We start from the raw sequence: 24,036 nt of genomic DNA, 5'->3' as shown, positions 1-24,036 counted from the left end.
CACGCATTTGACATGCGTCGACGCGAAGTGCATTATTAGCGAACGCTCATAAAATGAGCGATCGCTAATGCCGACACGAAAGGCCACCCCGACATGGCTGAGTTCCTCTCGCGGCGTGATGTCGACTTTCTGCTCTATGAGTGGCTCGACGTTGTGGAGTTGACCAAGCGCGACCATTTCGCCGAACATTCCCGTGACACGTTCGACGCCGTCCTTGACCTAAGTGAGGACATCGCGACGAAATGCTTTGCGCCGCACAACAAGAAGAGCGACCAGAACCAGCCCTCGGTCGGCCCCGACGGCAAGGTCGTGATCATCGACGAGGTCAAGAGCGCGCTGGACACGTTCAGTGAAGCCGGCCTGCTGGCGGGCTCTTTCGACGAGGCGATCGGCGGAATGCAGCTGCCGACGGTGCTGGCGCAGGCGTCGCTGTCGTTCTTCCGCGCGGCCAACCCGAGCACGGCGGCGTACGTCAACCTGACCGTCGGCAACGCCAACCTGCTCGCCGAATACGGCACCAAGGACCAGATCGACACATGGGTTCGCCCGATGCTCGAGGGCCGCTACTTCGGCACCATGTGCTTGTCCGAGCCCGACGCCGGCTCGTCGCTGGCCGACATCACGACGAAGGCCGCCCCCACCGCCGACGGCACCTACCGCGTCACCGGTACGAAGATGTGGATCACCGGCGGTGACCATGAGTTGGCCGAGAACATCGTGCACCTCGTGCTGGCGAAAACGCCCGGGGGCGGACCGGGCGTGAAGGGCATCTCGCTGTTCATCGTCCCGAAGTTCCTGCCCGACGGCACTCGTAACGATGTCGCCCTGGTCGGCCTGAACCACAAGATGGGCAATCACGGCACCACGAACGCGTTGCTGAACTTCGGCGACGGCACCTTCGCGACCGCGGACGAACCCGGCGCCGTCGGCTATCTCGTCGGTCAGGAGCACAAGGGCCTTGCCTACATGTTCCACATGATGAACGAGGCGCGAAACCAGGTGGGAATGCAGGCGATGGCGATCGGGTACGCCGGGTACCTGGCGTCGCTTGCCTACGCCAAGGAGCGCACGCAGGGCCGTCCGGTCGACGCGAAGGACCCGGCCCGGCCGCAGGTGGCGTTGATCGAGCACGCCGACGTCAAGCGAATGCTGTTGGCGCAGAAGTCCTATGTCGAGGGCGCGTTGGCGCTCGGTTTGTACTGCGCGGTGCTCGTGGACGAGGAGCGGACCAACACGGGCGCCGACCGCGATCGCGCTCACCTGCTGCTGGAGGTCCTCACCCCGATCGCCAAGAGCTGGCCGTCGCAGTGGTGCGTGGAGGCCAACAGCCTGGCCATCCAGGTGCACGGCGGATACGGGTACACCAAGGAGTTCGACGTCGAACAGTGCTACCGCGACAACCGCCTGAACGCGATCCACGAGGGCACGCACGGCATTCACGGCCTGGACCTGCTCGGCCGCAAGGTCGTCATGCAGGACGGCGCTGGGCTGACACTGCTGGCCGAGCGGATCAACAAGACCATCGACAAGGCATTGGAGTCCGACGACACCGCGGGGTACGCGAGAGATCTGCGCCTAGCCGTGCTGCGGTTGGTCGACATCACCGCGACCCTCTGGGCGGCAGGCGATGTCAGCACAACCCTGGCCAACTCGACGATCTACCTCGAGGCGGCCGGTCACATCGTGGTGGCATGGATCTGGCTCGAGCAGCTGATCGCCGCCAGCGACCATCAAGGCGACTTCTACGAGGGAAAGCGCGCGGCGGCACAGTACTTCTTCACCTACGAGCTGCCGAAGGTCGGCCCGCAGTTCGAGCTGCTGGCCAGCCTCGATCGCACCACCGTCGAGGCCCACGCCGCCTGGTTCTAGAACCTGGGCTGGTGGGGTTGAACACCTTCGGCTCCGCACCTCGACAGCAGGCACTCACGCCAACCCGGCGCGTCGTACAGCCTTCGGTTCCGGTGCATGGTGTGGAGTCCCGGCGGCCGGTGTGTCGGCGGGATCGGTAGGGCGCCGGTTACGGACCCAATCGACGACGGTGACGGCTATCGGGATGAATAGTGGCGACACGACGAGCGCAAGGCAGGACAGGCCCGCTATGTAGTCGGACATGGTTCATCGGCCTTTCTCTGACGGGTGGGATGGAGTTTCTCGAGCTGAATGACGGTCAGACCGTGCTGAAGTTGCGTTGCATGTCCGCCGCCGCGAATTCGCTGACGGCTCGGTCCGCGGCCGTAGAGGCTTCCAGACGCTCGATGAGCGATTCGAGTTCACGAGCCGGGATCGCACATGTCAACTCGTCTGCTCCGAGGTTGGTCCGGGTCCGGCTGACCGCGCATCCAGGGCTCACCGCGACCTGCCCGGCGTGGGCGAGGGGAACGATCACGCATTGTGGCTTGCTGGCCAGGATGAGCTCGGGGATGGCTCCGAGCAGCGTCATCAAAGCGGTCGGTGAGAGTCTGGCCAGGACCACGTCCGGGTCTTCCGCCTCAGCCAGCGGCTGGTAGGTGATCGAGGACGGGCGGAACGGCAATGCGGCCGCGGCCATAAGGTCGGCCTCGTCGACCCAGCCGCTCCCCACGAGGGCGGCGGTGTCCGCGCCGGCGGCGGCCTGTTCGAGTGGGATCAGGCCATGCGTGTAACTGCCGACGCTGCAGTTTGCGTGATCGGCCGCAACGGTGTCGAGGCGGCGCTGCTGTGCTGGTCCCCAAAAACAGCATCCGGCCGGTTGCGCCGGAACCGGCGTCGCGGTGTCGGCGTGCGGGGGAGGGTCGAAGCTCACTGCTACCGGTGCGTCGGTGAGACCGAGGAGCTCGGACAATCGGCGGGCCAGAACGGCTGAATTGTTCACGTGCGCATACCTTTCAGGAGTAGGTGAGACGGATCCGGTGGGTGTCGATGTCGAGGTCGATCGCTACGGCACCGGATCGTGACCGGTGCCAGGTGTCGCAGGTGTGGTTGTCGATTTCCAGCGATATCGCCGCGTCGTCCGGGAGGTTGTCGACCGTTAACGTCGTCGGCGTTCCCCGTCGTGACGGGGTGGCGGCGAAAGTGTCGAGCTCCAGCACTCGGCGGGCAATATCGTTGTGGGTACGTCGAATACCGATCAACGGGTAGTCAACGTCCCGCACCGCTGGCTCGTCGTACATGGTGGTGTTCGGGGAAGTGAACACCCGCGACCAGGCACCGGGGGCCGCGCATTCGATCATCATCATGGTGGCGTTGAGCTGGCCCCGCGGCCATGGTTCACCTCGGCCGAGCCAGTACGCGAAGCGGCTGTTGTCTTCGCCGAAAAACCGTGGCTCGAACTGGCTTTCCGATACCGCGCGCAGACGCTCCCAGGTAGTCGTGTCACCGATCTCACGGGCCATCCACAGTCCGATGGACAGCATCTGCGGGTCGTCGGCCAACTGAACGACCGGCACCTTGCGGTTGCTCCAGCCCAGCTGACGCATCGCAGACTCATACAGGTCGATGCCGAGTTGGGGGTCCTGCGGATAGATGTAGTGCAGGAGGCAGAGCGCACTGTAGGCGTTCAGCGGACCCGGGAACGTCATCGTCGCCTGCTCGATGGGGTCGTAGTAGAACGCAACCCAATCGATGCGGCCCTTCCGGTCACGGCCCATGTAGTGCTTCTTGGCGAAGGCAATCCAATCCACGAACGGCTCGTTGACCGACGTGTGCAACAACGAGTCGTAGAGCTTGAGACCCAACCCGGCGGCGCTCATGCAGAACGGCCAGATCTTGGTGTTCTCGCAGTGCGCCCCCTGCGGTCGCGCCACCAGCTGATCAGAGATGAACTGCGCAATCCGTTGGTGCGTCCAAGAAAACCGTCGGTTCTGGTAGCCGGAAACCTCGAACGGCGTGGTGTGTGTCGGCTGGCCCGACACGTAGTGGCGCATGCCCAACAGCAGGTTCAGCCACCCCCGATAGAACAGGTTGCCGTCACAGCCGACCGGGTCCGGCTGCAGCCCCCACGGCTCTATGCCGTTTCCGGTCCAGCCCGGCAGGGAGTACCGGCCGCGCAGATGCTCGGGCACCACCATCAGCCATTCGGGGGGATACTTGTCGACGCCAGGGTCGGGCCCGATGAGCGTGTTCCAGTCGATGCCGCCCCAGAAGCTCACGTAGCGACGCGCCAACTCGTCGAGGATCCGGGTGTAGCCCTCCCGCCACGCCGGGGTCGCTTCCAGCATCATCGGCAGGACGTAGCCCATCATGGCGAGATCGAACCGGGGGAAGGCACACATCGGTGGCTCGCTGTAGCGGTCCCACCACAGATGCGGCTCGCCCTGATCGGACCAATCGTCGTCGGTGGTGGCCTTGTCCCATAGGAACCTCAGCCAGCCCAAGGATCGGTCGTTGAGTCCCTCCGCGGCCGCTGAAGTATCCGCGTGACGCGCGAATGTCGTTGTCATGTCAGGGTTCCAGCATGGGTTCGTCAGTGCAGGCGCGGACCATCGATAACGTCGAGCGCGCTTTCCATGCGGCCGTCCACGTTGGATCAAGGCGCACGACGGCCGGCTCGATGACGATCGTCTCGGCCCCGCACGCGGCGTCGTCATGGGCGAGGTACGGATCGGGTATCCGGTGGCGGGGTCCGCTTGCGCGGCCGATCTTGACGAATTTTCGGGTCAGGCCGTAGAACCAGAGCAGCACGAACGCGCTGCCATGAAGCTCGACCGTGCTGTCGTGGAGGCCATGCACGATCTTGTCGACCGTGCGCGGCGAGCTCAGCGTGCGCAGAGCTTGCCAACTCGAGTTGATGTGCACCGAGCAATCCGGTGCCGTGGCATGTCCGGAATGTGTTGTGGCGCGACGTAACTGCCCGTCGAAGGCCCAATGCCGGGCGACGCTTTCGCCGGCCGACAACTCGAAGGTCAGCGTTCGGGTGATTTGTGAGCGCACCGATGGCATGAATCGAGCTCCCTGCTCGATGCACTGCCCGAGGAACCACAGCAACATTCGCAGCGTTGCATTCGACATCCGCTACCCGTCCGTGGCGGTCAGCCCGGAAGGGGCGCTCGAAACAGGCGTCGGTTGCAGGTGGCTGACCAAGAACTCTGCCTGCTCGCTGACCAGTTGTTCGAATGCGTCCCCGAGGTAGAAGTCGAAATGTCCAGCGGCATAGAGCCGAACATCGCCGTGTGGCGCCTGGCGCGCATAACGCTCGGTCTGCACCGGAGGGGCGACGGAATCGGTTGCGCTGATGCAGATCAGGATCGGCGCGGCAATTCTCTTGGCCGATCGGCCCGGTCGATAACGGATCAGGCTCACCACACTTCGAGCCGCTGCACGGTTCACCCACTCGTAGCCGTCAGGAAGCAGCGCCAGCATCCCTGGCAGCGCATCGGGTGCGGTCATGAGCCCCGGCCGGCCGGGTGCGGCCGCCACGGGCACGCAGACCGGCTCCTTGCCTCGCATCGCCGCCAGGAGGTCGCGTGCCACGAAACCGAAGAGCACCAAGGATTCCCGCACACCGAGCGAGCCCGCCGAAGCCGGCCCGTCGGTGAAGGGGCACTGAGCGACCGCGGCGCGAAGCTCTGGATGGCGGGCAGCGACGGCAATGGCGTGCCCGCCGCCCAGCGAGCTTCCCCACACCGCGACTCGGCTACGGTCGACTTCCGGCAGGCCGGCCGCGTACTCGATGGCGGCGTCCCAATCGGCGAGCTGCTTGGACATCGACAACAGTTGGCGTGGCTCGCCGCCGCTGTCGCCAAGATGGCGATAGGTGAAGACGAGCACTGCCAAGCCGGCAGTGGCGAATCGCTCGGCGTATGGCGCCAGTCCCAGCTCCCGGGTGGCGCCCAAACCGTGCCCCATCACGACGACGGGCGCTGGTGCCTCGGATGCAGTAACCGGTAGGTATAGCCAGGCCGAGCAGAAGGAGTCGCCCGACCGGAAGTCCACGGTGCGGCGGCGAAATTTGGCCGTTGCCTTTCGTGCCATGTCTTCAGACCTTGGTCGTGGTGTCGACGGCAGTGTTTCCGTGCGCGAGGGCGGCGGCGTATCCGCCGGGCTGGTACAGCGGCAACTCACCGGCTTCGGCGGTAGCGCGTAGATAGCGCAGCATGAGCTCTTGGGCCTGCCGCTGGGGCAGTGAGGCCAGGAATTCGGCGCGTTCGAGGTGCAGCCCTTCGGCCATCGACAACGATCCACCCACGTTCACTGCCCGCTTGATGGCCTTGATCGCCTCGGTCGGTCGCGCGGCGAGATATACGGCTCGTTCGACGGCCCGGGAAATCAGCCGATCGGCGGCGACGATCTCATCGATCGCCCCCACTGCCAGTGCTTCCTCGGAGGAGAAGGGCCGTCCCTCCAGGATCGCGACGAGCGCACGATGTGAGCCGATGAGCCGAGGCAGGCGCTGAGTGCCACCGGCGCCGGGCGGAAATCCGAGCAGGACCTCCAGATGCCCGATGACGTAGTCGCCTTCGGACATCAAACGCAGATCACACGCCCACGCGAGCTCTGCGCCCATACCTAGCGCCGACCCGTTGAGGGCCGCGACGAAGATCGTGGAGCTGGTGGTCATGCGGAGCAACGTCTCGTGCACGTGGTCGAGCTGGACGGCGCCCGTCATCGGCGTCTTGCTCGCTACCCAACGGGTGAGCTTGTTGCGGCCGAACTGGTGGGCGACCCTGGCAACCACGCTCGTGACGCCGCGTCCGACCGGCGGAATAACCGAACCGTCTTCTTGCAGCCACCGTAGATCGGCATGACTGATGAATCGGTGCGGATGCGACCCGGTGAACACCACGGCGCGAACGTCACGATCGCGGTCGGCGCGCTCGACGAGGGCGGACAGTTCAGGAGCATCGTCGCGGCAGAACAGTCCGAGGTCGTCACCATCAAAACGCGCGACGATCACCCCACCGTCGAGTTCCTCGGTGTTGATTCGACGCCTGATGTGCTGTTGGGGAGACATGAGAGCTGGCGCTCCTCTGCTAGAACTTCGTTATAAACTTCGTTACAAAGATAGTGCGCTGGGTCACACATGACAACCCCCGCCTGAAAGACGTCGTCTTCGCCGAGCGCCGTCGGACGACGTGCCCGCCTTGCTTGTAGCCTCGTTTTCACGACTTCTAAGTAGCCCTAACAGGAGGTGTGCGGCTCCGATGGCCAAACCCCGCAAGGAGACGGCGCCGCGATTGGCTCCTGAACAAACCGTCGAGCGACTGGTCGAGGCTGCGACGACGTTGCTCGCGCAGAAGGGGCCGTCTGAGATCAAGGCGCGATCGGTTGCCGAGGCCGCGGGAGTATCGACGATGGCGGTGTACTACCACCTCGGCGGACTGCCCGAGTTACTCCAAGCCGTCGTCGACAAGGGATTTCGGGATCTGAGTCGGGCCTTCGTCACCGCTCCCGCTAGCGACGATCCGGTCACCACTCTGTTCGCGATGGCATTGGCGCATCGCAAGTTCGCTCAGGAGAATCCCCACCTCTACGACTTGATGTTCGGACTCTCCACGCGCGGTAGTTATCGGCCGCAACAGACCGCGCATTCGGGCGCAAGCGGACGGTCCGAGGAATTCCAAGCGGCCTACGCGCATCTGGTCCAGGCATGCGCGCTACTGGTGGGCAGCGGCCGCGTACGTCGCGACGAACCCCCTGAAACGATCGCTCCCCAACTCTGGAGCGCCGTCCACGGATTCGTCACCCTGGAATTGGGCGAACATTTCGCACCGTTCGACGATCCCGTCCGCCAGGTCCTGCAACCGATGATGGTGAACGTGCTGGTCGGGTTGGGTGACACTGCCGAGCTGACCGAGGCCTCTCACACTGCTGCAGTCGCCGCATCGCTCGCGATGACTGCGGACCCCGTGTGAGCCCTCGCTTCAGTTCGCCGCCCGACGCTCGCGTTGAGTGATCGAGCCAAATAGGCGCGCAGCCGTTTCGTGCGAGGCCTGAGCACGTTCTCGCGTATCTCCCAGTCCGACAGAAAGATTCACACCCATCGGCAAGAGCAGACGTCCGACGGGATCGTCACAATCGGCGAAGGTCTCCGCGAGCTCGAGGGTGATGAAGCCGTGCACGAAACTCCACAATTGAGCGGCCATGACATCCGTTTCCTGGGGCCGGACTCTGCCCGACCTCACGAGCCGTGCGCACGCTTCTTCGACGCGGGCGTAGACACCTCGGAAGGCTAGCGATCGTCCACTCAATCGACCGGCTGGATCGTTCTGCGGTCGGTACGTCGCGCGAGTGGACAGCCCAAACATCAAGTCATACAGATGAGGGTTTTCGCGGGCAACCCACCGACATGTCAATGCCAGCCCTGCGAGATCCGCGATCGGATCATCCGTCACCGGCACCCGAGAGAACGCCCTGTCGAGCTCCCTGAAGCCATCGTCGATGACGGCGAGCGTGAGTTCGGGTATCCCGCCAAAGTGGCTGTACACCGCCATCGTCGACAGTCCAGCCGCGGAGGCCACCGTGCGCGCCTTGATGGCGGACGGCCCTTGCTCGGCCAGTAGGCCGATGGTGGCCCGAACGAGTCGCTCCGGCACGCCATCGGGCGCCGCGCCTTCTGACATGTCCCGCATGTTCACCTGACTTTCCGGCTGACCGCGCCTTCAAGGCCCGTTCAAAGTGACGCTTGCCACGCCTGGAATAACTTTGTTATGGTAGTTCATAACTTCGTTATAGCACACCTCCGAAACCCTACGAAGTCATCACGGAGAGCAACGCTCATGTCACAACCAGTTACCGGCCACCTCGACGTCGAGGACCGCGGAGCCACCTTGATCGTGCGGGTCGACGGCGGCCCGCACAGTCTGTTCGGCCTTCAACTCGCCGATCAGCTCGATGAATTGGTGGACCGCGTCGACCGTGATCCAGGCGTCCACGCCGTCGTGTTCACCGGCGCGCGTCCCGGCCGGTTCGTCAGCCATGCCGACGTGCGCTGGCTCCAGGCCGAGGGTGCGGCGGTCCCGGACTTGAACCGACGGAGCGCCTCGGCTGTGCTGCGCCTGGCCAGAGGCCTAGACCGTGCCCGCGTCCCCGAGTCGGTTCTGAACAAGACCCCGCTTCGGGGAACGGGACAGCTCGATCGCCTGCACGCGACGTTCTTGCGTATGAACGCCAGCGGCGTCATCTTCGTAGCGGCCCTCAACGGTTCGGCTCTTGGTCTGGGCGCGGAATTCGCCTGGGCGTGCGATCTGCGCGTCATGGCCGATGGGGAGTTCTTCATCGGTCAGCCGGAAGTGCTCCTCGGGATCATGCCGGGCGGTGGCGGCAGCCAGCGACTGACCCGGCTGATCGGCACCCACAAATCGCTGGTCGCGATCCTCGAGGGCAAGCCATTCACGCCCGCGCAGGCGCTCGCCAATGGGGCCGTCGACGACGTGGTGGCACTTGACGACGTCGTCACTCGGGCTACAGAACTTGCCGAGTACTTCGGCAAGCGGACCAAGGGGTCGGTCGAGGCCATCAAGAGGTCGGTGTACTTCGGCGGCTCGATGTCGCTGTCGGAAGGCCTACACGTCGAGCGCACCGAGTTCCTCGGCACCGATCAGTCCGAGGAAGGTCAGGAACTGATGCTCCAGTACCTTTCGGATACGGAGTCCAACGGCGAGCTACCCCTGTATTCCCCGGATACCTACGCGCAAGCGCTCGAATCGGGCCGAGTGCCGCGGGTCGGCTCGACCAACGGGGCGGCAAAGCGATGAGCACCGCGCAGTCGTACACCCGCCAGGACGTCTCGTTCACCTCCGGCGAGGACACCTGTGCCGCATGGCTTTACCTGCCCACCGGCGCCACGTCGCCGCCCGTGGTCATCCTCGGGCACGGCCTTGGCGCCACACGTGAGATGCGCCTGGACGCGTTCGCCGAGCGCTTCGCCCAGGCGGGTATCGCCGCGTTGGCCTTCACCTACCGGCACTTCGGCGACAGCGGCGGCCAGCCTCGGCAGCTCCTGTCGATCAAGCGACAGCTCGCCGACTGGGACGCCGCGATCGTGTACGCGAAGACTCGACGCGACCTCGACGGCACGCGAATTGCGGTATGGGGTAGTTCCTTTGGTGGTGGTCATTCCATCACAGTCGCCTCACGCCATCCTGAACTGAAGGCCGCGGTGTCCCAGTGCCCGTTCACCGACGGTTTAGCCTCGGCACTGGCGTTGGGCCCGACGGAATCCCTCAAGGTGTTGCCGTCAGTAGCAAGGGATTTCGCATCCATGGTCCTGCGCAGGCCACCCGCGATGATCCCGCTCGCAGGCCCTCCCGGGTCGCTGGCCCTGATGAACGCCCCGGATGCCCTGCCCGGCTACGAGGCGCTCCTGCCACCCAACACGACTTTCCGGAACGAGGTAGCGGCACGGGTCGCTCCGACCATCGCCACCTACCGGCCCGGACGTGCGGCGAAGAAGATCAAGTTCCCAATCCTGTTCTGTGTCAGCAACACCGACAGCGTCACGCCGCCGGCCCAGACCCTGCGATACGCGCGCACTGCCCCCAAGGGGGAGATCAAACGCTACGACGCTGGCCATTTCGCCTTCTACCTCGGCGAGCCATTCGAGGCGTTAGTACGCGACCAGGTCGAGTTTCTCACTCGCCAGCTGCAGCCCGCGGGAGCAGTCGTTTGATGTCCGATCAAACCGACACCCTGGGCGGTCGCTTGCCGCTTGCCGATCCCGCTGAGCTGAACCCCGCACAGCGCGAGATCTTCGACCGCATGGCGACCAAGATCGTCCCCTGGGCGAATGATGCCCAATTCCAAAGCACCGCAGCAGATGGACGACTCATCGGTCCGTTCAACCCCGCGCTGCTCAACCCTGCCATCGCTGCGCCGTTCTTGGATTTGCAGTTCGCCGAGCAGATGCACACATCGTTGAGTGCGCGGGTACGCGAAGTCGTCATCCTCTCGGTGGGCGCCGTCTGGCAGGCCGACTATGAGCTTTATGCCCATTTGGCCGTAGCCCGCAAGGCGGGTCTCTCCGAGGATGCCGCTCGGGTGGTGGCCACTGGTGGGCTACCAGACGACCTCAGTTATGACGAGACGATCGCGCTGCGGCTGACCCAGCAACTGTCAGTCCATCACCGGGTCGACGAGTCGCTTTACCAGGCGGCCGAAATCAGTTTCGGAACAAAGGGATTGATCGATATCGCGTTCCTCATCGGCATCTATCACTCGGTGTGCGCGACGCTCACCATGTTCGCGATACCGGCTCCCGAATAGGCCCGCTCGCCATGACATTTGCTTCTCTACTGGATGTTCGTGCAGACGCAGATCCGGACAGGCTCGCTGTGTCCGACGGGACCGTGTCGTTGACCAACGCTGGGTTGTTGCAGCGTGTGCGGGCAGTCGCCGGTCAGCTTCACGAGCTTGGTGTCGGTGCCGACGACGTGGTGGCGGTCAAGTTGCGCAACCGGGTCGAATTCGTGGTGGTGTTGTTCGCGTCGTGGCGGTTGGGTGCGACGGTCACGCCGGTCAACCCGAGCCTGACCGAGGCCGAGGTCGTTCGGCAGCTTGAGGCCTCCAGCGCACGGCTGCTGGTCGCCGAGGACGACGCGACCGTTCCCGGCGGGGTGAACACCCTGGCGGTGAGTGAGATGCGCCACGAGGTCCTCGGCTCGGATCCACCACTGCGCGTGGATCCCTCGACGCTGGCGCTGCTGATCTTTACCAGTGGCACCACCGGGGTGCCCAAGGGCGTGATGCTCGATCACGCCAACCTCGATGCGATGGCCGAGATGGGACGCCAAGCGCTGGCCATCGGGCCGACGGATCGGTGTCTGCTGATCCTGCCGCTGTTTCACGTCAACGGCATCGTGGTCAGCGTGCTGATGCCGCTGCTGGCCGGTGCCAGTGTCGGCATCGCCGAGCGGTTTGACCCGCACACCTTCTTCGACACCGTCGAACGCCACCGACCCACGTTCTTTTCGGCGGTGCCCACGATCTACACCCTGCTAGCCGCGCTGCCCGACGACGTTCGCCCGGACATGTCGTCGGTGCGGTTCGGCATCTGTGGGGCCGCCCCCGCTTCCGCAGAATTGTTGGGCCGGTTCGAGGCCCGCTACGGGTTTCCCCTGATCGAGGGCTACGGCCTGTCCGAAGCGACTTGTGCGTCCACCATCAACCCCGTCACCGGTGAACGCCGGGCGGGCACGGTGGGAATCGCGTTCCCGGGTCAGCAGATCCGCATCGTCGACGCTGGCGGAACCGAGGTACCGACCGGCACCGATGGTGAGGTTCTCATCGCCGGACCCAACGTCATGCGCGGATATCTGGGTCGCCCCGATGAGACCGCGCGCGTCATCGTCGACGGTTGGTTGCACACCGGCGACGTCGGCCACCTCGACACCGACGGATATCTGACATTGGTGGGCCGGTCCAAGGACATGATCATCCGCGGCGGGGAGAACATCTACCCCAAGGAGATCGAGGATGTTCTCACCGGCGATCCCACGGTGTTGGAGGCCGCGGTGATCGGTGTGCCCGATGACAAGTGGGGAGAGGTGGTCGCGGCCTACGTGGCACCTCGAGACGGCCGCACCGTCAATCCCGAAGCGCTGCACGCGCTGTGCGCACGCACGCTCGCTGGCTACAAGCGCCCCACCTCGATCACCGTCCTAGACGGCATCCCCAAGAACGCCGTCGGCAAGACGGACAAGGCTCCGCTGCGCGCAGCCCACCTGAGAGGAACATCGTCATGACTTCCCTACAAGACCCGCTCACTCTGCCGTGTGGCCAGGTGCTGCCCAATCGGATCATGAAAGCCGCGCTGAACGAGGGGCTCGCCGACAAGAAGCACTCTCCCGACAAGCGGCTCGAGCGGCTCTACACCAGCTGGAGCCAAGGCGGCTACGGTCTGATCGTCACCGGCAACGTGATGGTCGACCGTACGCAGCTCGGCGAGCCGGGCAACGTCGTCATCGAGGACGAGCGCAACCTGGACGCGTTGTCGCGGTGGGCGAAGTCCACCAAGGATGCCGGGGTTCCGATTTGGGTGCAGCTCAATCATCCAGGGCGCCAGTCCAACCCGCTCGCGCTCGGACATACCCCGGTGGCACCCAGCCCGGTGGCGCTGAACTTCCCCGGTGCGGCCACCCCACGAGAGCTGACCTCCGATGAGATCGAAGACATCATCGAACGTTTCGCGACCGCGGCGGTGGTATGCGAGACCGCGGGCTTCGACGGCGTGCAAATCCACGGCGCGCATGGATACCTGGTCGCACAGTTCTTGTCCCCGTTGTCCAACCAGCGCGACGATGAGTGGGGCGGTGACCCGCAGCGGCGGATGCGCTTCGTGCTCGAAGTCGTGCGCCGCACCCGCGCCCGGGTCTCACCGAGCTTTGCCGTTGGCATCAAGCTCAACTCGGCCGACTTCCAGCGCGGCGGATTCACCGAAGAGGAATCCCGTGCGGTGGTGGCGGCCTTGGCGCGCGAAGGCGTCGATCTGATCGAGGTCAGCGGCGGCAGCTACGAACAGCCCGCCATGATGGGCAAGGCCGCCGACAGCACCCGCGCGCGCGAAGCCTACTTCCTGGAGTATGCCCGCACCGTACGCAGCCTTGCCGGTGACATTCCGCTGGCGGTCACCGGCGGGTTCCGTTCTCGCACCGCCATGCACGACGCGGTGCTCAGCGGTGAGTGCGACGTCATCGGCCTGGGCCGGCCGACTGCAACGACGACGGACGCCGCCTACATGATCCTCTCCGGGCGCGAACAGGTTCTTGCCTCACACCACGTGCGCGCCGGAATGCGCCGGGTCCTAGGCCGTTTCATGGATCTCAAATCAGTCGACGGGATTCTTGAACTCTCCTGGCACACCGACCAATTGCACCGCTTGGGCGCCGGCCTCACACCCGACCTCAACCGCGGACGCATCGCCACCACACTGGCGATGCTGCGCCGCAACGGCACCACCTCATTCGGGCGCAAGCGTGGGCTCTGACATGACGCGCTATTCACTCGCCGACAAGGTCGTCTTCATCACCGGTGCCGGTCGCGGGCTTGGTGCAGCCACCGCCACCGCGCTGACTCGGCGCGGAGCCCGAGTCGTACTGGCCGACGTTGATCCATCTTCGGCGCAGTCCGTCGCCGCCGCGTTGCCACGCGGTCACGCCCTTGCAGTGAAATGCGATGTGACCCAGTTCGATTCCGTCCAGGACGCCGTGCGGCGAACACGCGAGGAGTTTGGGCGCATCGACATCGCCATTGCCAACGCAGGCGTGCTCGGCCGTGGCGGCACATTCCGCACACTCACGCCCGACCAAGTGGATGGTGTCATGTCCGTGAACGTGGCTGGCGTCGTCAACACGGTGGCGGCCACGCTGGAATCGGTGATCAGCAGCCGCGGCCAGCTCGTGCTCGTGAGTTCGGTGTTCGCCTACCTCAATGGGGCGGGTGCCATTCCCTACGCGATGAGCAAGGCTGCGGTCGAGCAGCTCGGCCGTGGCCTTCGCGTCGAGTTGGCAAGCCATGGAGCGTCGGCCATGACGGCGTACTTCTCGCTCATCGAAACCGACATGATCCGTCAGGGCATCGACGCCGATCCACACGTATCCGCCCTGCTCTCGGTGATGCCCAAGTTCATACTCAAGCGAATCCAACCGACGACCGCGGCCACCGCGATCGTCGACGGACTCGCGCGCCGGCGAACCTCCATCATGGTTCCCGGCCGCTGGAAGCCCGTCGCCGCGCTTCGAGGCGTGGCTGGGCCGATCGTCGACGCCAGGCTCGCGCGCGACGCCGCGGTACAGCGAGCCCTTGCCCAACTCGAACGCCGCTCGTCGCATCCAAATATTGCCTAACAGGCAATCTTGCCCGGCGTGCAATATTCGGCTACGTTGGCGGCATGACCCGCCATCAGATGCTCGGGCTGCGAGAACGCAAGAAGGCCGACACCCGCTGGGCGCTTAGCGATGCCGCCTTGGAGCTCGCGTTGGAGCGCGGGCTGGCGAACGTCACTCGCGAAGACATCGCCAACAGGGCCGGGGTGTCTCTGCGGACCTTCAACAACTACTTCACGGGCAAGTACGAGGCCGTCGCCTTCCGGCAGGTCGACCGAACGCGACAGAGCCTCGCCGCCTTCCGTGAGCGGCCCGCCGACGAGCCGCTGTGGTCGGCGATCACAGAGGCCATGCTTGCGCCACTGGAAGCCGAAGGCGCCACGGACATGCGGCCGACGCCCGGGGAGCTGGCCGTGATCCGGGAGCTCCTGTCGGCCCGGGATCTGCGTGCCGCGCTGACCAAGGACCTAATGGCCGACTGGGTCGACGCGATCGCGGAACGCACCGGGACCGATCCGGCTCGCGATATGTATCCGCGCTTGGTCACTGCGGTCGTCCGGGCAGTCGGCGAGACGGCGATGGAGGCCTACGCCTATGCCGATCCACCCGTGGCCTATACCGAACTCCTTCGCCGCGGACTTGCCGACGTCGCGGCCGGACTACCCGAAAGGTGATGCCGATGTCTGAAACCCGAGTCCCCGTAGTTATCTCAGGTGCAGGCCCGAACGGGCTCATGGTGGCGTGCGAGCTGGCGCTGGCTGGTGTGCGGCCCGTCGTGCTCGAGCGCCTGCCCGGGCCCAGCGACGAGCCGAAGGCCAACGGCATGGTCGGCCAGGTGGTTCGACAACTGGATATGCGTGGGCACTACCAGAGGTTCACCGGATCCGACGAGCAGCCGCACCCCGCCTACCAGTGGATATTCAGCGGAATGTCGGTGCCGCTCTTCGGCGTTCCCGACAACCCGATGTATGCGCTGATGATGGCGCAGCCAAAGCTAGTCCAGCTTCTTGATGAGCGAGCACGCGAACTCGGTGTCGAAATCCGCTGGGGCCATGAGCTGACCGGCGTCCAGACACGCGCCGACGGCGCCACTGTCGAGGTGTCGGGACCGGATGGGACGTACACGCTGGAGACGACGTACCTCGTTGGCGCCGACGGTGGCCGCAGTATCGTTCGCAAGCTGGCGGGCATCGACTTCCCTGGCCACACGTCCAACACGATCGCCCGAGTCGCTCACGTGCGAGTTCCGGAGGAAATGCGCGGCCCCAACGGTGGCATCGACGTGCCGGGCGTGGGTCCACTTCCCTTCGGGCACAATCGACTCGACAACGGCGGATTCATCTACGCCGCGTTCGAGAGTGAGCGGTCGATGGTTGGGACCATCGAGTTCGATGAGCCCGGCGATGACTTGGAGCCGATGACGCTCGACGAGCTGCGCGACAGCGCGCGTCGGGTGCTCGGCGTGGAGCTGCCCGTCGAGCCACCGCCCGGTCCAGGGCCACATGCGTTGCGCCGCATCGCCGGGCAGAACACCCGGCAGGCCGATCGTTACCGCGCGGGCAACATCTTCCTGGTCGGCGATTCCGCCCACGTGCATTCCGCGATGGGCGGGCCTGGGCTGAACTTGGGCATGCAGGACGCGGTGAACCTCGGTTGGAAGCTGGCGGCCGCCGTCAACGGCTGGGCGCCGGCGGGACTTCTCGACACGTACCAGTCCGAGCGGTATCCCGTCGGCGAGCGGGTGATGATGCACTCGATGTCTCAGACCGCCCTTTTCGGGCCCGGACCCGAGATCGCCGCGCTGCGAAAACTTTTCGACGAACTATTGCAGCAGCCGAGCGTTGCCGAACACATGGCACACCTGCTCGCAGGCTCCGACGTCCGCTACGACGTCGGCGACGACCATCCGCTGTCGGGCCGCATGGTGCCCGAGCTGGTGCTCGACGACGGCCGACGCGTCGCGGGGTTGCTCCACGCTGGGCGTCCGGTGCTGCTCGACCTGACCGGAGGCCTCGAGGTGCCCAATGATCGCGTGGACGTCGTCACCGGCAGCATGGCGGACCGGCCCGCCGCAGCCCTGCTGATCCGGCCCGACGGCTACGTCGCCTGGGCAGCCGACGAGCTCGGCACCGACGATCTGACGCGGTTGCACACGGCGTTGTCGCGTTGGTGCGGAAGCGAACTCACGGTCAGTTCAGCTTGAGCGCGGCCGCCACGATGGGGCGGGCCCAGGCCGGTGTGCCCTTGAGCTCTGGTGGGCCGACGATTTCCCCTCGGACGATGTGGAGCACGAGCACCGGCTTGGGCGGGTCACCGGCGGCGGGATCCGCGGCAGCCGAGTTGTCGTAGACGCGTAGCTCGGTGAGCACCGGAAGCAGCCGCACCAGGTTCATCCGGCTGTGCCGCCACCGCCGCCGGATGTCGGCTTCGGGGATGTCGTGGCCGCCGGCTTGCACGCGCTGCCGCACCCGCTCGATGTGCAGTTCCGGACTGGACAGGCCAACGTAGAAGATCCGCACCTCGAAACCGGCCGCTGCGGCCTCGGCCAGAATCCGGGTCATGGTGCCGCCGCCGAGCGTCGTCTCGAATGCGAAGTCCAGCCGCTCGGCGACCGCCCGCTCTAGCAGACGCTTGCCCTGCCGCCAGGCCGCGGCGTTCGCCTTGACCTGCTCCAGCCCCGGATTCGCGGCGATGAGTGCCTTGGCCGCCTCGTCTGGGTTGTAGTACTCGGCGCCCGCCGCGCGGATCATCGCGCCGCCGATGCTGCTCTTGCCCGCACCGTTGACGCCCGCCAGGACGTACAGCCGCGGGGCCGCCCGTCGGCTCATTCAGCGCGGGCGCGGCGACGCTTCGGTCGGGCCGCCTTGACCGCCGCGCGGCCGAGCTCTTCGGGCGATGCGTCGAACGCCGCCGCCATGCCGGCCTTCGCGGCCGGCGTCTGCATCCCCGCCAGCAGCGCGTCGAATTCCTCGTCGAGCTCATCTAGCACCGGTGAGCTCGAGCGTGTCAACGCCTGAAACTCTGCGTAGGACAACAGCACCGCCTTGGGGGTGTTGTGCTTGGTGATGGCCACGGCGCCGCCGAGGGCGGCCTGTTCGAAGATCGCGCCGAACTCGTTCTTGAAGCGGGTGGCAGGCACCGACGGGACGTCGACGAGATCGCCGTCGCTGTTGCGGAAGCTCAAGCTGGACATATACCCATAATAGCCGAAATGGCCATTTTAGCCACTATGTGCTGACTCACCCCACTTCGCCGAGACTGCGCAGAGATCGCGAAATCGGCCGCTGGAGCGATCTGTGAGCAGTCTCGGCGGAGGGAAACCTAGGCCAGCGTGGCGCGGATGGACACCGTCACGTACGGCAGCGCCAAGCCCGTCATGTTGACGAGCGCCGGGTGCGTGGCCAGCAGCTCGCGGACCTCGTCGAGCGTCTGCGTGCGCACCTCCGTCGGCGAGGTGATGCAGTAGCTGCGCGACGCCACCAGGTCGATGAGCGCTTGCGGCGTAAGGTAACTCGTCCACTCGACCTGATGCCGCTCGACGTCGGTGAACGGCTCCGGGAGGGACACCTTCTGGCTGAAGGGGTCGTTCTCGTGGCCGATGATGCGGCCGAGGTCCTTGACCCAGCCGAGCCGTTCGTCGCGGGTGTTCCACACCAGCCCGAGCCGGCCACCCGGTCGCAGCACGCGGGTCACCTCCTTGACGGCGCGTACCGGGTCGAACCAGTGCCAGGCCTGCGCCACCAGCACCGAGTCGACGCTGTCGTCCGGAAGCGGGATCTCCTCCGCGGTGCCGAGCAGTGCGGGGGTGTCCGGCAGCGAGCTGCTGAGCACCTCGAGCATCTCGGGGATGGGGTCGACGGCGACCACCTCGAGCCCGCGCTCGACCAGCCGGATCGTCAGCTTGCCGGTGCCCGCGCCGAGATCGAGCACGTCACGGGCGCCGGGCGGCAACAACCAGTCGATGGCCTCCGGCGGATACGACGGACGGCCGCGCTCGTAGGCCGCGGCCTCCTCACCGAACGAAAGCGACCGCCGTTGCCTTGCCCCGTCGCTCACCGTGAGGCCACCTCGAGGGTCTGCCGGATCAGTTCGCCGACGGCGTCGGTCTCGACCAGGAAGCCGTCGTGGCCGTACTTGGAGTCGACGACGTTGAGCCCAGGACAGCCAGGCAGCAGCGCGGCCAGTTCCTCTTGCAGGCGCAATGGATACAACCGGTCGGACGTGATGCCGCCGACGATCACGGGCACCGCGCAGCCGCGCAACGCGGCGCGCACCCCGCCACGGTCGCGGCCGACGTCGTGACTGCTCAACGCGTCGGTCAACGCGACGTACGTGCCCGCGTCGAACCGCGCTGCGAGCTTGTCGCCCTGGTGGTCCAGGTAACTCTGCACGGCATAACGGCCACCGGCCGTCGGCCGTTCGTTGCCCTGTGCGTCGTTGCCGAACCGCTCATCCAACTCGACCTCGCCGCGATAGGTGAGGTGCGCGAAGCGACGGGCGAGCTCCATGCCGACGTGAGGGGTGCGCCCGGTGTCGTAATAGTCGCCGTTGCACCAGTTCGGGTCGGCCTTGATGGCCGCCACCTGGGCGCACTGGGTGCCGATCTGGTCGGCCGTGGCACGCGCCCCGACGGCGAGCACCAACGCCGCCCGCACGGTGTCGGGGTGGCCGACGGCCCACTCCAGCGCTCGCGCCCCGCCCATCGACCCGCCGACGACGGCTGCCACCTCGGTGATGCCGAGCAGCTTCAGCGCGGCGATGTCGGCATTCACCTGGTCGCGCACCGTGATCGCGGGAAACCTTGACCCCCAAGGCTTTCCATCGGGTGCGAGCGAACTCGGTCCGGTGGACCCCCGGCACCCGCCCAGCACGTTGGTGGCGATCGCGCACCAGCGGCCGGTGTCGATGGGCGCCCCCGGTCCGGCCACGCCATCCCACCAACCGGCGGTGGGGTGGTCCGGACCGGCGGAGCCGGTGACGTGCGAATCGCCCGTGAGCGCGTGCAGCACCACGACGACGTTGTCGCGGGTGGGCGACAGGGCACCCCACCGCTGGACGGCGATGGACACGTCGTCGAGCACGGCGCCGTTCTCGAGTGTCAGCGACCCGATGTTCACCACGGAGAGCTCGCCTTCGGCGGGCAACTCGTGTGTGACGACCGGGCTCTCCAAGGTCGTCACACCGACACCGCGGTCTGCGGCACCCCGGAGAATGCCTTGGCGGCGGCGAAGCCATGCTCGAGGTCGGCGAGGATGTCGTCGATGCCCTCGATGCCGACCGCCAGCCGGACCAGTCCGGGCGTCACGCCGGTGGCCAGCTGCTCCTCGGGAGACAGCTGCGCGTGGGTGGTCGACGCGGGGTGGATGACGAGCGACCGCACGTCACCGATGTTGGCGACGTGGCTGTGCAGCGTCAGCGCGTTGACGAACGCCTTGCCGGCCTCGATGCCACCCGCCAACTCGAACGCCAGCACGGCGCCGGTGCCCTTGGGTGCCAGCTTCCGGCCGAGCTCGTACCACGGCGAGCTGGGCAGCCCGGCGTAGTTCACCGATACGACGCCGTCGTGGCTGAACAGGAACTCGGCGACCTTCTGCGCGTTGGAGACGTGCCGCTCGATGCGCAGGCTCAGCGTCTCCAGGCCCTGCGCGATGAGGAAGGCGTTGAACGGCGCCGCCGCCGAGCCGAGGTCGCGGAGCAACTGCACCCGCGCCTTGAGCGCGAACGCGGGCGGACCGAGCTCGGCGAACACCACACCGTGGTAGCTCGGGTCAGGGGTGGTGAAGCCGGGGTGGCGGCCCTGCGTCCAGTCGAAGTTGCCGCCGTCGACGATCACGCCCGCGATCGCCGTGCCGTGTCCGCCGAGGTACTTGGTGGCCGAGTGCACGACGATGTCGGCGCCGTGCGCGATCGGCTGGATCAGGTACGGCGTCGCGATGGTGTTGTCGACGATCAGCGGCACGCCGTTCTCGTGCGCCACACCCGAGACGCCCGCGATGTCGAGGATGTCGATCTGCGGGTTCGAGATGGTCTCGGCGAAGAACGCCTTGGTGTTCGGCTGGACCGCCGCACGCCAGGAATCGAGGTCATCGGGATCGTCGACGAACGTGGTCTCGATGCCCAGCTTGGGCAGCGTGTAGTGGAACAGGTTGTACGTGCCGCCGTACAGCCGCGGGCTGGAGACGATGTGGTCGCCCGCCGACGCGAGGTTGAGGATCGAGAACGTCTCGGCGGCCTGGCCGGACGCCAGGAACAGCGCAGCCACGCCGCCTTCGAGCGCGGCAATGCGCTGCTCGACCACGTCCTGCGTCGGGTTCATGATGCGCGTGTAGATGTTGCCGGTGACCTCGAGGCCGAACAGCGCCGCCGCATGCGCGGTGTCGTCGAACGTGTACGACGTGGTCTGGTAGATCGGCAGTGCGCGCGCATGGGTAGCGGTGTCCGGGGTCTGTCCGGCGTGGATCTGCTTGGTCTCGAACGCCCAACCGGCGGTCGGGTCTTCTTCCGGGGTGGTCATGGAATGTCTCTCCTAGGGATGTGCGGCGTCGCCGACGCGAGCGCGCGCGAAGTAATGGGGATCGCGAATAAGCTCAACGGCACACACACATAACAGGCCTCCACATCAGGTTTCCCTGTCTCTCGGGGGGCCCGTCCTGCGGACCCGCGCTTGCCGTGTAGCTAGGTTCAGCTACTCAACCTGGTCAATCACCCGGGGCACCCCACCGCGGTTGGAGGGTTGCCGGCCAGCGAGCCGGGGCTTGACGCTGGCACTCATGACCGAAACGAAGCCTAGCTCACGACCTCGTATCGATGCCAGTGACTACTTTCGGTGGCCTTTCGGCATGCTCGAATTCTCGGCCGAGGGCAGGGGTGGGGACATCGGGAGAATCCACCCATTTGCGAGCGTCGGGGGACAGCGATCGATCGCCGCGACGATGTCGGGGGAGGTGTCTTCGCGCCCGTGTGTCACGCGTAGGTTCGTATTCGAAGCGATACTGATGGCCGCCGCTTCATCGCGAGCCCTGAGATTCTGACGACCGTGACGCCGGGAGAGTGACCATGACTGCCGCCAAGCAGCCAACCATCATCTACACGCTGACCGACGAGGCGCCGTTGCTTGCGACGTACGCCTTCCTTCCGGTGGTGCGCGCCTTCGCCGATGCCGCAGGCATCGACGTCAAGACGAGCGACATCTCCGTGGCCGCGCGCATCCTCGCGGAGTTCGGCGACTACCTCACTGAAGAGCAGCGCGTGCCGGACAACCTCGCGGCGCTCGGAGAGCTGACACAGCTGCCCGACACCAACATCATCAAACTGCCGAACATCAGCGCCTCAGTGCCTCAGCTGCTTGCCGCCATCAAGGAGTTGAAGGCCAAGGGCTACGACCTTCCCGAGTACCCGGGAGATCCGAAGACCGACGAGGAAAAGGCGATCAAGGAGCGCTACGGCACGTGCCTGGGTAGCGCCGTGAACCCGGTACTGCGCGAAGGCAACTCGGACCGCCGCGCGCCCAGGGCGGTCAAGGAGTACGCGAGGAAGCATCCGCACAGCATGGCCAAGTGGTCCCAGGCGTCGCGCACCCACGTGGCGACCATGAGCCACGGCGACTTCTACCACGGCGAGAAGTCGTTGACGCTGGACCGTGCGCGCACCGTCCGGATGGAGCTGATCACCAAGGGCGGCGAGACGATCGTGCTCAAGCCCGAAGTGAAGCTCGACGACGGCGACATCATCGACAGCATGTTCATGAGCAAGAAGGCGCTGTGCGACTTCTACGAAGAGCAGATGCAGGACGCCTACGAGACGGGCGTGATGTTCTCGCTGCACGTCAAGGCGACGATGATGAAGGTCAGCCACCCGATCGTCTTCGGCCATGCGGTGAAGGTCTTCTACAAGGACGCGTTCGCCAAGCACCAGAAGCTGTTCGACGAGTTGGGGGTCAACGTCAACAACGGGCTCTCCGACCTGTACGACAAGATCGAGTCGCTACCCGAATCGCTGCACGAGGAGATCGTCCGCGACCTGCACGCCTGCCATGAGCACCGGCCCGAGCTGGCCATGGTGGATTCGGCCAAGGGCATCTCGAACTTCCATTCGCCCAGCGACGTCATCGTCGACGCCTCGATGCCCGCCATGATCCGGCTCGGCGGCAAGATGTACGGCGCCGACGGACGGACCAAGGACACCAAGGCCGTCAACCCCGAGTCGACCTTCTCCCGCATCTACCAGGAGATCATCAACTTCTGTAAGACCCACGGCCAGTTCGACCCGACAACCATGGGCACGGTGCCCAACGTCGGCCTGATGGCGCAGAAGGCCGAGGAGTACGGCAGCCACGACAAGACGTTCGAGATTCCCGAAGACGGCGTGGCCAACATCGTCGACAACGCCACCGATGAGGTGCTGCTGACGCAGAACGTGGAAGAGGGCGACATCTGGCGCATGCCGGTCGTCAAGGACGCCCCGATCCGCGACTGGGTGAAGCTGGCCGTCAACAGGGCGCGCAACTCCGGTATGCCGGTGGTGTTTTGGCTGGACGTGTGGCGTCCGCACGAGAACGAGCTGCGGACGAAGGTCAATACCTACCTCGCCGACCACGACACCGAGGGGCTCGACATCTCGATCCGGTCGCAGGAACGCGCCATGCGGCACACGATCGAGCGCGCGATGCGCGGGCAGGACACCATCGCCGCGACCGGCAACATCCTTCGTGATTACTTGACCGACCTCTTCCCCATCCTGGAGCTGGGCACCAGCGCCAAGATGCTGTCCATCGTGCCGCTGATGGCAGGCGGCGGGTTGTACGAGACGGGCGCAGGCGGTTCGGCGCCCAAGCACGTCAGTCAGCTGGTCGAGGAGAACCACCTGCGTTGGGATTCGCTAGGGGAGTTCCTCGCGTTGGGGGCCAGCCTCGAGGATCTGGGCAACAAGACCGGCGACAAGCGCGCCACGTTGCTGGCCACCACGCTCGACCTTGCCACCGGAAAGCTGTTGGACGAGAACAAGAACCCGTCGCGCAAGACCGGTGAGCTCGACAACAGGGGCAGCCAGTTCTACCTCGCCATGTACTGGGCGCAGGAACTCGCCGCCCAGACCGAGGACAAGGAACTCGCCGAACACTTCGCACCACTCGCCAAGAATTTGGCCGAGAACGAGGATGCCATCGTGGCCGAACTCAACGAGGTGCAGGGAGATTCGGTCGACATCGGTGGTTACTACTACCCGGACCCCGAAAAGGTCACGGCGGTGATGCGTCCGAGCGAGACGTTCAACGCCGTTTTGGAGTCGTCGAAGAGCTGACGGA

The 24,036-nt window shown here is 65.7% G+C and carries 22 protein-coding genes and 1 riboswitch; of the genes, 11 read left to right on the top strand and 11 right to left on the bottom strand.

The window, feature by feature from the left end:
* Positions 1–93 precede the first annotated feature (93 nt).
* Positions 94–1,869: an acyl-CoA dehydrogenase gene (locus SLQ33_RS24390; protein WP_319456458.1), complete on the top strand. Its 1,776-nt coding sequence runs from the start codon at positions 94–96 to the stop codon at positions 1,867–1,869.
* A 298-nt stretch (positions 1,870–2,167) separates the two neighbouring features.
* On the opposite strand, the gene SLQ33_RS24385 is transcribed toward SLQ33_RS24390, so the two are convergent.
* The 5 genes from SLQ33_RS24385 to SLQ33_RS24365 all read right to left on the bottom strand — a co-directional run bounded on the left by SLQ33_RS24385 (position 2,168) and on the right by SLQ33_RS24365 (position 6,928).
* Positions 2,168–2,851 carry a DUF169 domain-containing protein gene (locus SLQ33_RS24385; protein ID WP_319456457.1) on the bottom strand — a complete coding sequence of 228 codons (684 nt, stop codon included), beginning with the start codon at positions 2,849–2,851 and terminating at the stop codon, positions 2,168–2,170.
* 13 nt (positions 2,852–2,864) lie between these two features.
* The gene (locus SLQ33_RS24380; RefSeq protein WP_319456456.1) at positions 2,865–4,418 is read right to left on the bottom strand and encodes a hypothetical protein; all 1,554 of its coding nucleotides are present in this window, start codon (positions 4,416–4,418) and stop codon (positions 2,865–2,867) included.
* A gap of 1 nt (position 4,419) precedes the next feature.
* Positions 4,420–4,872, bottom strand: coding sequence for a hypothetical protein (locus SLQ33_RS24375; RefSeq protein ID WP_319456455.1), 453 nt, complete (start codon positions 4,870–4,872; stop codon positions 4,420–4,422).
* A 117-nt stretch (positions 4,873–4,989) separates the two neighbouring features.
* Complete coding sequence (locus SLQ33_RS24370) at positions 4,990–5,949, bottom strand: alpha/beta hydrolase (protein ID WP_319456454.1); 960 nt, start codon at positions 5,947–5,949, stop codon at positions 4,990–4,992.
* 4 nt (positions 5,950–5,953) lie between these two features.
* Positions 5,954–6,928, bottom strand: a complete 975-nt coding sequence (locus SLQ33_RS24365) for an enoyl-CoA hydratase/isomerase family protein (RefSeq protein WP_319456453.1) — start codon at positions 6,926–6,928, stop codon at positions 5,954–5,956.
* Positions 6,929–7,118: 190 nt separating this feature from the next.
* Between SLQ33_RS24365 and SLQ33_RS24360 the strand changes: the two genes are divergently transcribed.
* Positions 7,119–7,829, top strand: coding sequence for a TetR/AcrR family transcriptional regulator (locus tag SLQ33_RS24360; RefSeq protein ID WP_319456452.1), 711 nt, complete (start codon positions 7,119–7,121; stop codon positions 7,827–7,829).
* 9 nt (positions 7,830–7,838) lie between these two features.
* On the opposite strand, the gene SLQ33_RS24355 is transcribed toward SLQ33_RS24360, so the two are convergent.
* Entirely contained in the window at positions 7,839–8,546 is a 708-nt protein-coding gene (locus SLQ33_RS24355; protein WP_319456579.1) for a TetR/AcrR family transcriptional regulator, read from the bottom strand.
* 147 nt (positions 8,547–8,693) lie between these two features.
* Here SLQ33_RS24355 and SLQ33_RS24350 point away from each other — a divergent pair, with 147 nt between their 5' ends.
* The 8 genes from SLQ33_RS24350 to SLQ33_RS24315 are packed head-to-tail and all read left to right on the top strand — an operon-like array spanning position 8,694 to position 16,938.
* The gene (locus SLQ33_RS24350) at positions 8,694–9,671 is read left to right on the top strand and encodes an enoyl-CoA hydratase/isomerase family protein (protein ID WP_319456451.1); all 978 of its coding nucleotides are present in this window, start codon (positions 8,694–8,696) and stop codon (positions 9,669–9,671) included.
* Entirely contained in the window at positions 9,668–10,585 is a 918-nt protein-coding gene (locus tag SLQ33_RS24345) for an alpha/beta hydrolase (RefSeq protein WP_319456450.1), read from the top strand. Before SLQ33_RS24350 ends, SLQ33_RS24345 begins: the two co-directional genes overlap by 4 nt.
* Entirely contained in the window at positions 10,585–11,178 is a 594-nt protein-coding gene (locus SLQ33_RS24340) for a carboxymuconolactone decarboxylase family protein (RefSeq protein WP_319456449.1), read from the top strand. The genes SLQ33_RS24345 and SLQ33_RS24340 overlap by 1 nt, the downstream gene beginning before the upstream one ends.
* Before the next feature lie 11 nt (positions 11,179–11,189).
* Entirely contained in the window at positions 11,190–12,656 is a 1,467-nt protein-coding gene (locus SLQ33_RS24335; RefSeq protein WP_319456448.1) for a class I adenylate-forming enzyme family protein, read from the top strand.
* A complete protein-coding gene (locus SLQ33_RS24330; protein ID WP_319456447.1) occupies positions 12,653–13,897 on the top strand; it encodes an NADH:flavin oxidoreductase/NADH oxidase family protein in 1,245 nt (414 codons plus the stop codon). The genes SLQ33_RS24335 and SLQ33_RS24330 overlap by 4 nt, the downstream gene beginning before the upstream one ends.
* A 1-nt stretch (position 13,898) precedes the next feature.
* Positions 13,899–14,756 carry an SDR family NAD(P)-dependent oxidoreductase gene (locus tag SLQ33_RS24325; RefSeq protein ID WP_319456446.1) on the top strand — a complete coding sequence of 286 codons (858 nt, stop codon included), beginning with the start codon at positions 13,899–13,901 and terminating at the stop codon, positions 14,754–14,756.
* Positions 14,757–14,815: 59 nt separating this feature from the next.
* Positions 14,816–15,409 carry a TetR/AcrR family transcriptional regulator gene (locus SLQ33_RS24320; protein WP_319456578.1) on the top strand — a complete coding sequence of 198 codons (594 nt, stop codon included), beginning with the start codon at positions 14,816–14,818 and terminating at the stop codon, positions 15,407–15,409.
* Between the two features lie 5 nt (positions 15,410–15,414).
* Positions 15,415–16,938, top strand: a complete 1,524-nt coding sequence (locus SLQ33_RS24315) for an FAD-dependent monooxygenase (protein ID WP_319456445.1) — start codon at positions 15,415–15,417, stop codon at positions 16,936–16,938.
* On the opposite strand, the gene SLQ33_RS24310 is transcribed toward SLQ33_RS24315, so the two are convergent.
* The 5 genes from SLQ33_RS24310 to SLQ33_RS24290 form a co-directional block, all read right to left on the bottom strand.
* Positions 16,925–17,563 carry a zeta toxin family protein gene (locus SLQ33_RS24310; RefSeq protein ID WP_319456444.1) on the bottom strand — a complete coding sequence of 213 codons (639 nt, stop codon included), beginning with the start codon at positions 17,561–17,563 and terminating at the stop codon, positions 16,925–16,927. The genes SLQ33_RS24315 and SLQ33_RS24310 overlap by 14 nt on opposite strands.
* Positions 17,560–17,928: a type II toxin-antitoxin system prevent-host-death family antitoxin gene (locus SLQ33_RS24305; protein WP_319456443.1), complete on the bottom strand. Its 369-nt coding sequence runs from the start codon at positions 17,926–17,928 to the stop codon at positions 17,560–17,562. The genes SLQ33_RS24310 and SLQ33_RS24305 overlap by 4 nt, the downstream gene beginning before the upstream one ends.
* A 128-nt stretch (positions 17,929–18,056) precedes the next feature.
* Positions 18,057–18,791, bottom strand: coding sequence for a class I SAM-dependent methyltransferase (locus SLQ33_RS24300; protein ID WP_319456442.1), 735 nt, complete (start codon positions 18,789–18,791; stop codon positions 18,057–18,059).
* A complete protein-coding gene (gene metX / locus SLQ33_RS24295; protein WP_319456577.1) occupies positions 18,788–19,906 on the bottom strand; it encodes a homoserine O-acetyltransferase MetX in 1,119 nt (372 codons plus the stop codon). Before metX ends, SLQ33_RS24300 begins: the two co-directional genes overlap by 4 nt.
* Before the next feature lie 5 nt (positions 19,907–19,911).
* Positions 19,912–21,249 carry a bifunctional o-acetylhomoserine/o-acetylserine sulfhydrylase gene (locus SLQ33_RS24290; RefSeq protein ID WP_319456441.1) on the bottom strand — a complete coding sequence of 446 codons (1,338 nt, stop codon included), beginning with the start codon at positions 21,247–21,249 and terminating at the stop codon, positions 19,912–19,914.
* A 141-nt stretch (positions 21,250–21,390) separates the two neighbouring features.
* A riboswitch (SAM riboswitch) is annotated at positions 21,391–21,511 on the bottom strand.
* A gap of 280 nt (positions 21,512–21,791) precedes the next feature.
* On the opposite strand from SLQ33_RS24290, the gene SLQ33_RS24285 reads away from it, so the two are divergent.
* Positions 21,792–24,032: an NADP-dependent isocitrate dehydrogenase gene (locus SLQ33_RS24285; protein WP_319456440.1), complete on the top strand. Its 2,241-nt coding sequence runs from the start codon at positions 21,792–21,794 to the stop codon at positions 24,030–24,032.
* Positions 24,033–24,036: the final 4 nt, after the last annotated feature.

The sequence above is a fragment of the Mycobacterium sp. RTGN6 genome (genome assembly GCF_033804605.1).
Lineage (GTDB): Bacteria > Actinomycetota > Actinomycetes > Mycobacteriales > Mycobacteriaceae > Mycobacterium.
The sequence above is the reverse complement of the archived record's forward strand: the minus strand, read 5'-3'. Positions and strand labels throughout refer to the sequence as shown.

Bases quoted from the DNA above. Each gene is read 5' to 3' on its own strand.
- SLQ33_RS24330 (WP_319456447.1), top strand. From the start codon at position 12,653: ATGACTTCCCTACAAGACCCGCTCACTCTGCCGTGTGGCCAGGTGCTG.
- SLQ33_RS24355 (WP_319456579.1), bottom strand. From the start codon at position 8,546: ATGCGGGACATGTCAGAAGGCGCGGCGCCCGATGGCGTGCCGGAGCGA.
- SLQ33_RS24340 (WP_319456449.1), top strand. From the start codon at position 10,585: ATGTCCGATCAAACCGACACCCTGGGCGGTCGCTTGCCGCTTGCCGAT.
- SLQ33_RS24370 (WP_319456454.1), bottom strand. From the start codon at position 5,949: ATGGCACGAAAGGCAACGGCCAAATTTCGCCGCCGCACCGTGGACTTC.
- SLQ33_RS24390 (WP_319456458.1), top strand. From the start codon at position 94: ATGGCTGAGTTCCTCTCGCGGCGTGATGTCGACTTTCTGCTCTATGAG.
- SLQ33_RS24345 (WP_319456450.1), top strand. From the start codon at position 9,668: ATGAGCACCGCGCAGTCGTACACCCGCCAGGACGTCTCGTTCACCTCC.
- SLQ33_RS24315 (WP_319456445.1), top strand. From the start codon at position 15,415: ATGTCTGAAACCCGAGTCCCCGTAGTTATCTCAGGTGCAGGCCCGAAC.
- SLQ33_RS24290 (WP_319456441.1), bottom strand. From the start codon at position 21,249: ATGACCACCCCGGAAGAAGACCCGACCGCCGGTTGGGCGTTCGAGACC.
- SLQ33_RS24335 (WP_319456448.1), top strand. From the start codon at position 11,190: ATGACATTTGCTTCTCTACTGGATGTTCGTGCAGACGCAGATCCGGAC.
- SLQ33_RS24380 (WP_319456456.1), bottom strand. From the start codon at position 4,418: ATGACAACGACATTCGCGCGTCACGCGGATACTTCAGCGGCCGCGGAG.
- SLQ33_RS24310 (WP_319456444.1), bottom strand. From the start codon at position 17,563: ATGAGCCGACGGGCGGCCCCGCGGCTGTACGTCCTGGCGGGCGTCAAC.
- SLQ33_RS24365 (WP_319456453.1), bottom strand. From the start codon at position 6,928: ATGTCTCCCCAACAGCACATCAGGCGTCGAATCAACACCGAGGAACTC.
- SLQ33_RS24320 (WP_319456578.1), top strand. From the start codon at position 14,816: ATGCTCGGGCTGCGAGAACGCAAGAAGGCCGACACCCGCTGGGCGCTT.
- SLQ33_RS24325 (WP_319456446.1), top strand. From the start codon at position 13,899: ATGACGCGCTATTCACTCGCCGACAAGGTCGTCTTCATCACCGGTGCC.
- SLQ33_RS24350 (WP_319456451.1), top strand. From the start codon at position 8,694: ATGTCACAACCAGTTACCGGCCACCTCGACGTCGAGGACCGCGGAGCC.
- SLQ33_RS24305 (WP_319456443.1), bottom strand. From the start codon at position 17,928: ATGTCCAGCTTGAGCTTCCGCAACAGCGACGGCGATCTCGTCGACGTC.
- SLQ33_RS24285 (WP_319456440.1), top strand. From the start codon at position 21,792: ATGACTGCCGCCAAGCAGCCAACCATCATCTACACGCTGACCGACGAG.
- SLQ33_RS24360 (WP_319456452.1), top strand. From the start codon at position 7,119: ATGGCCAAACCCCGCAAGGAGACGGCGCCGCGATTGGCTCCTGAACAA.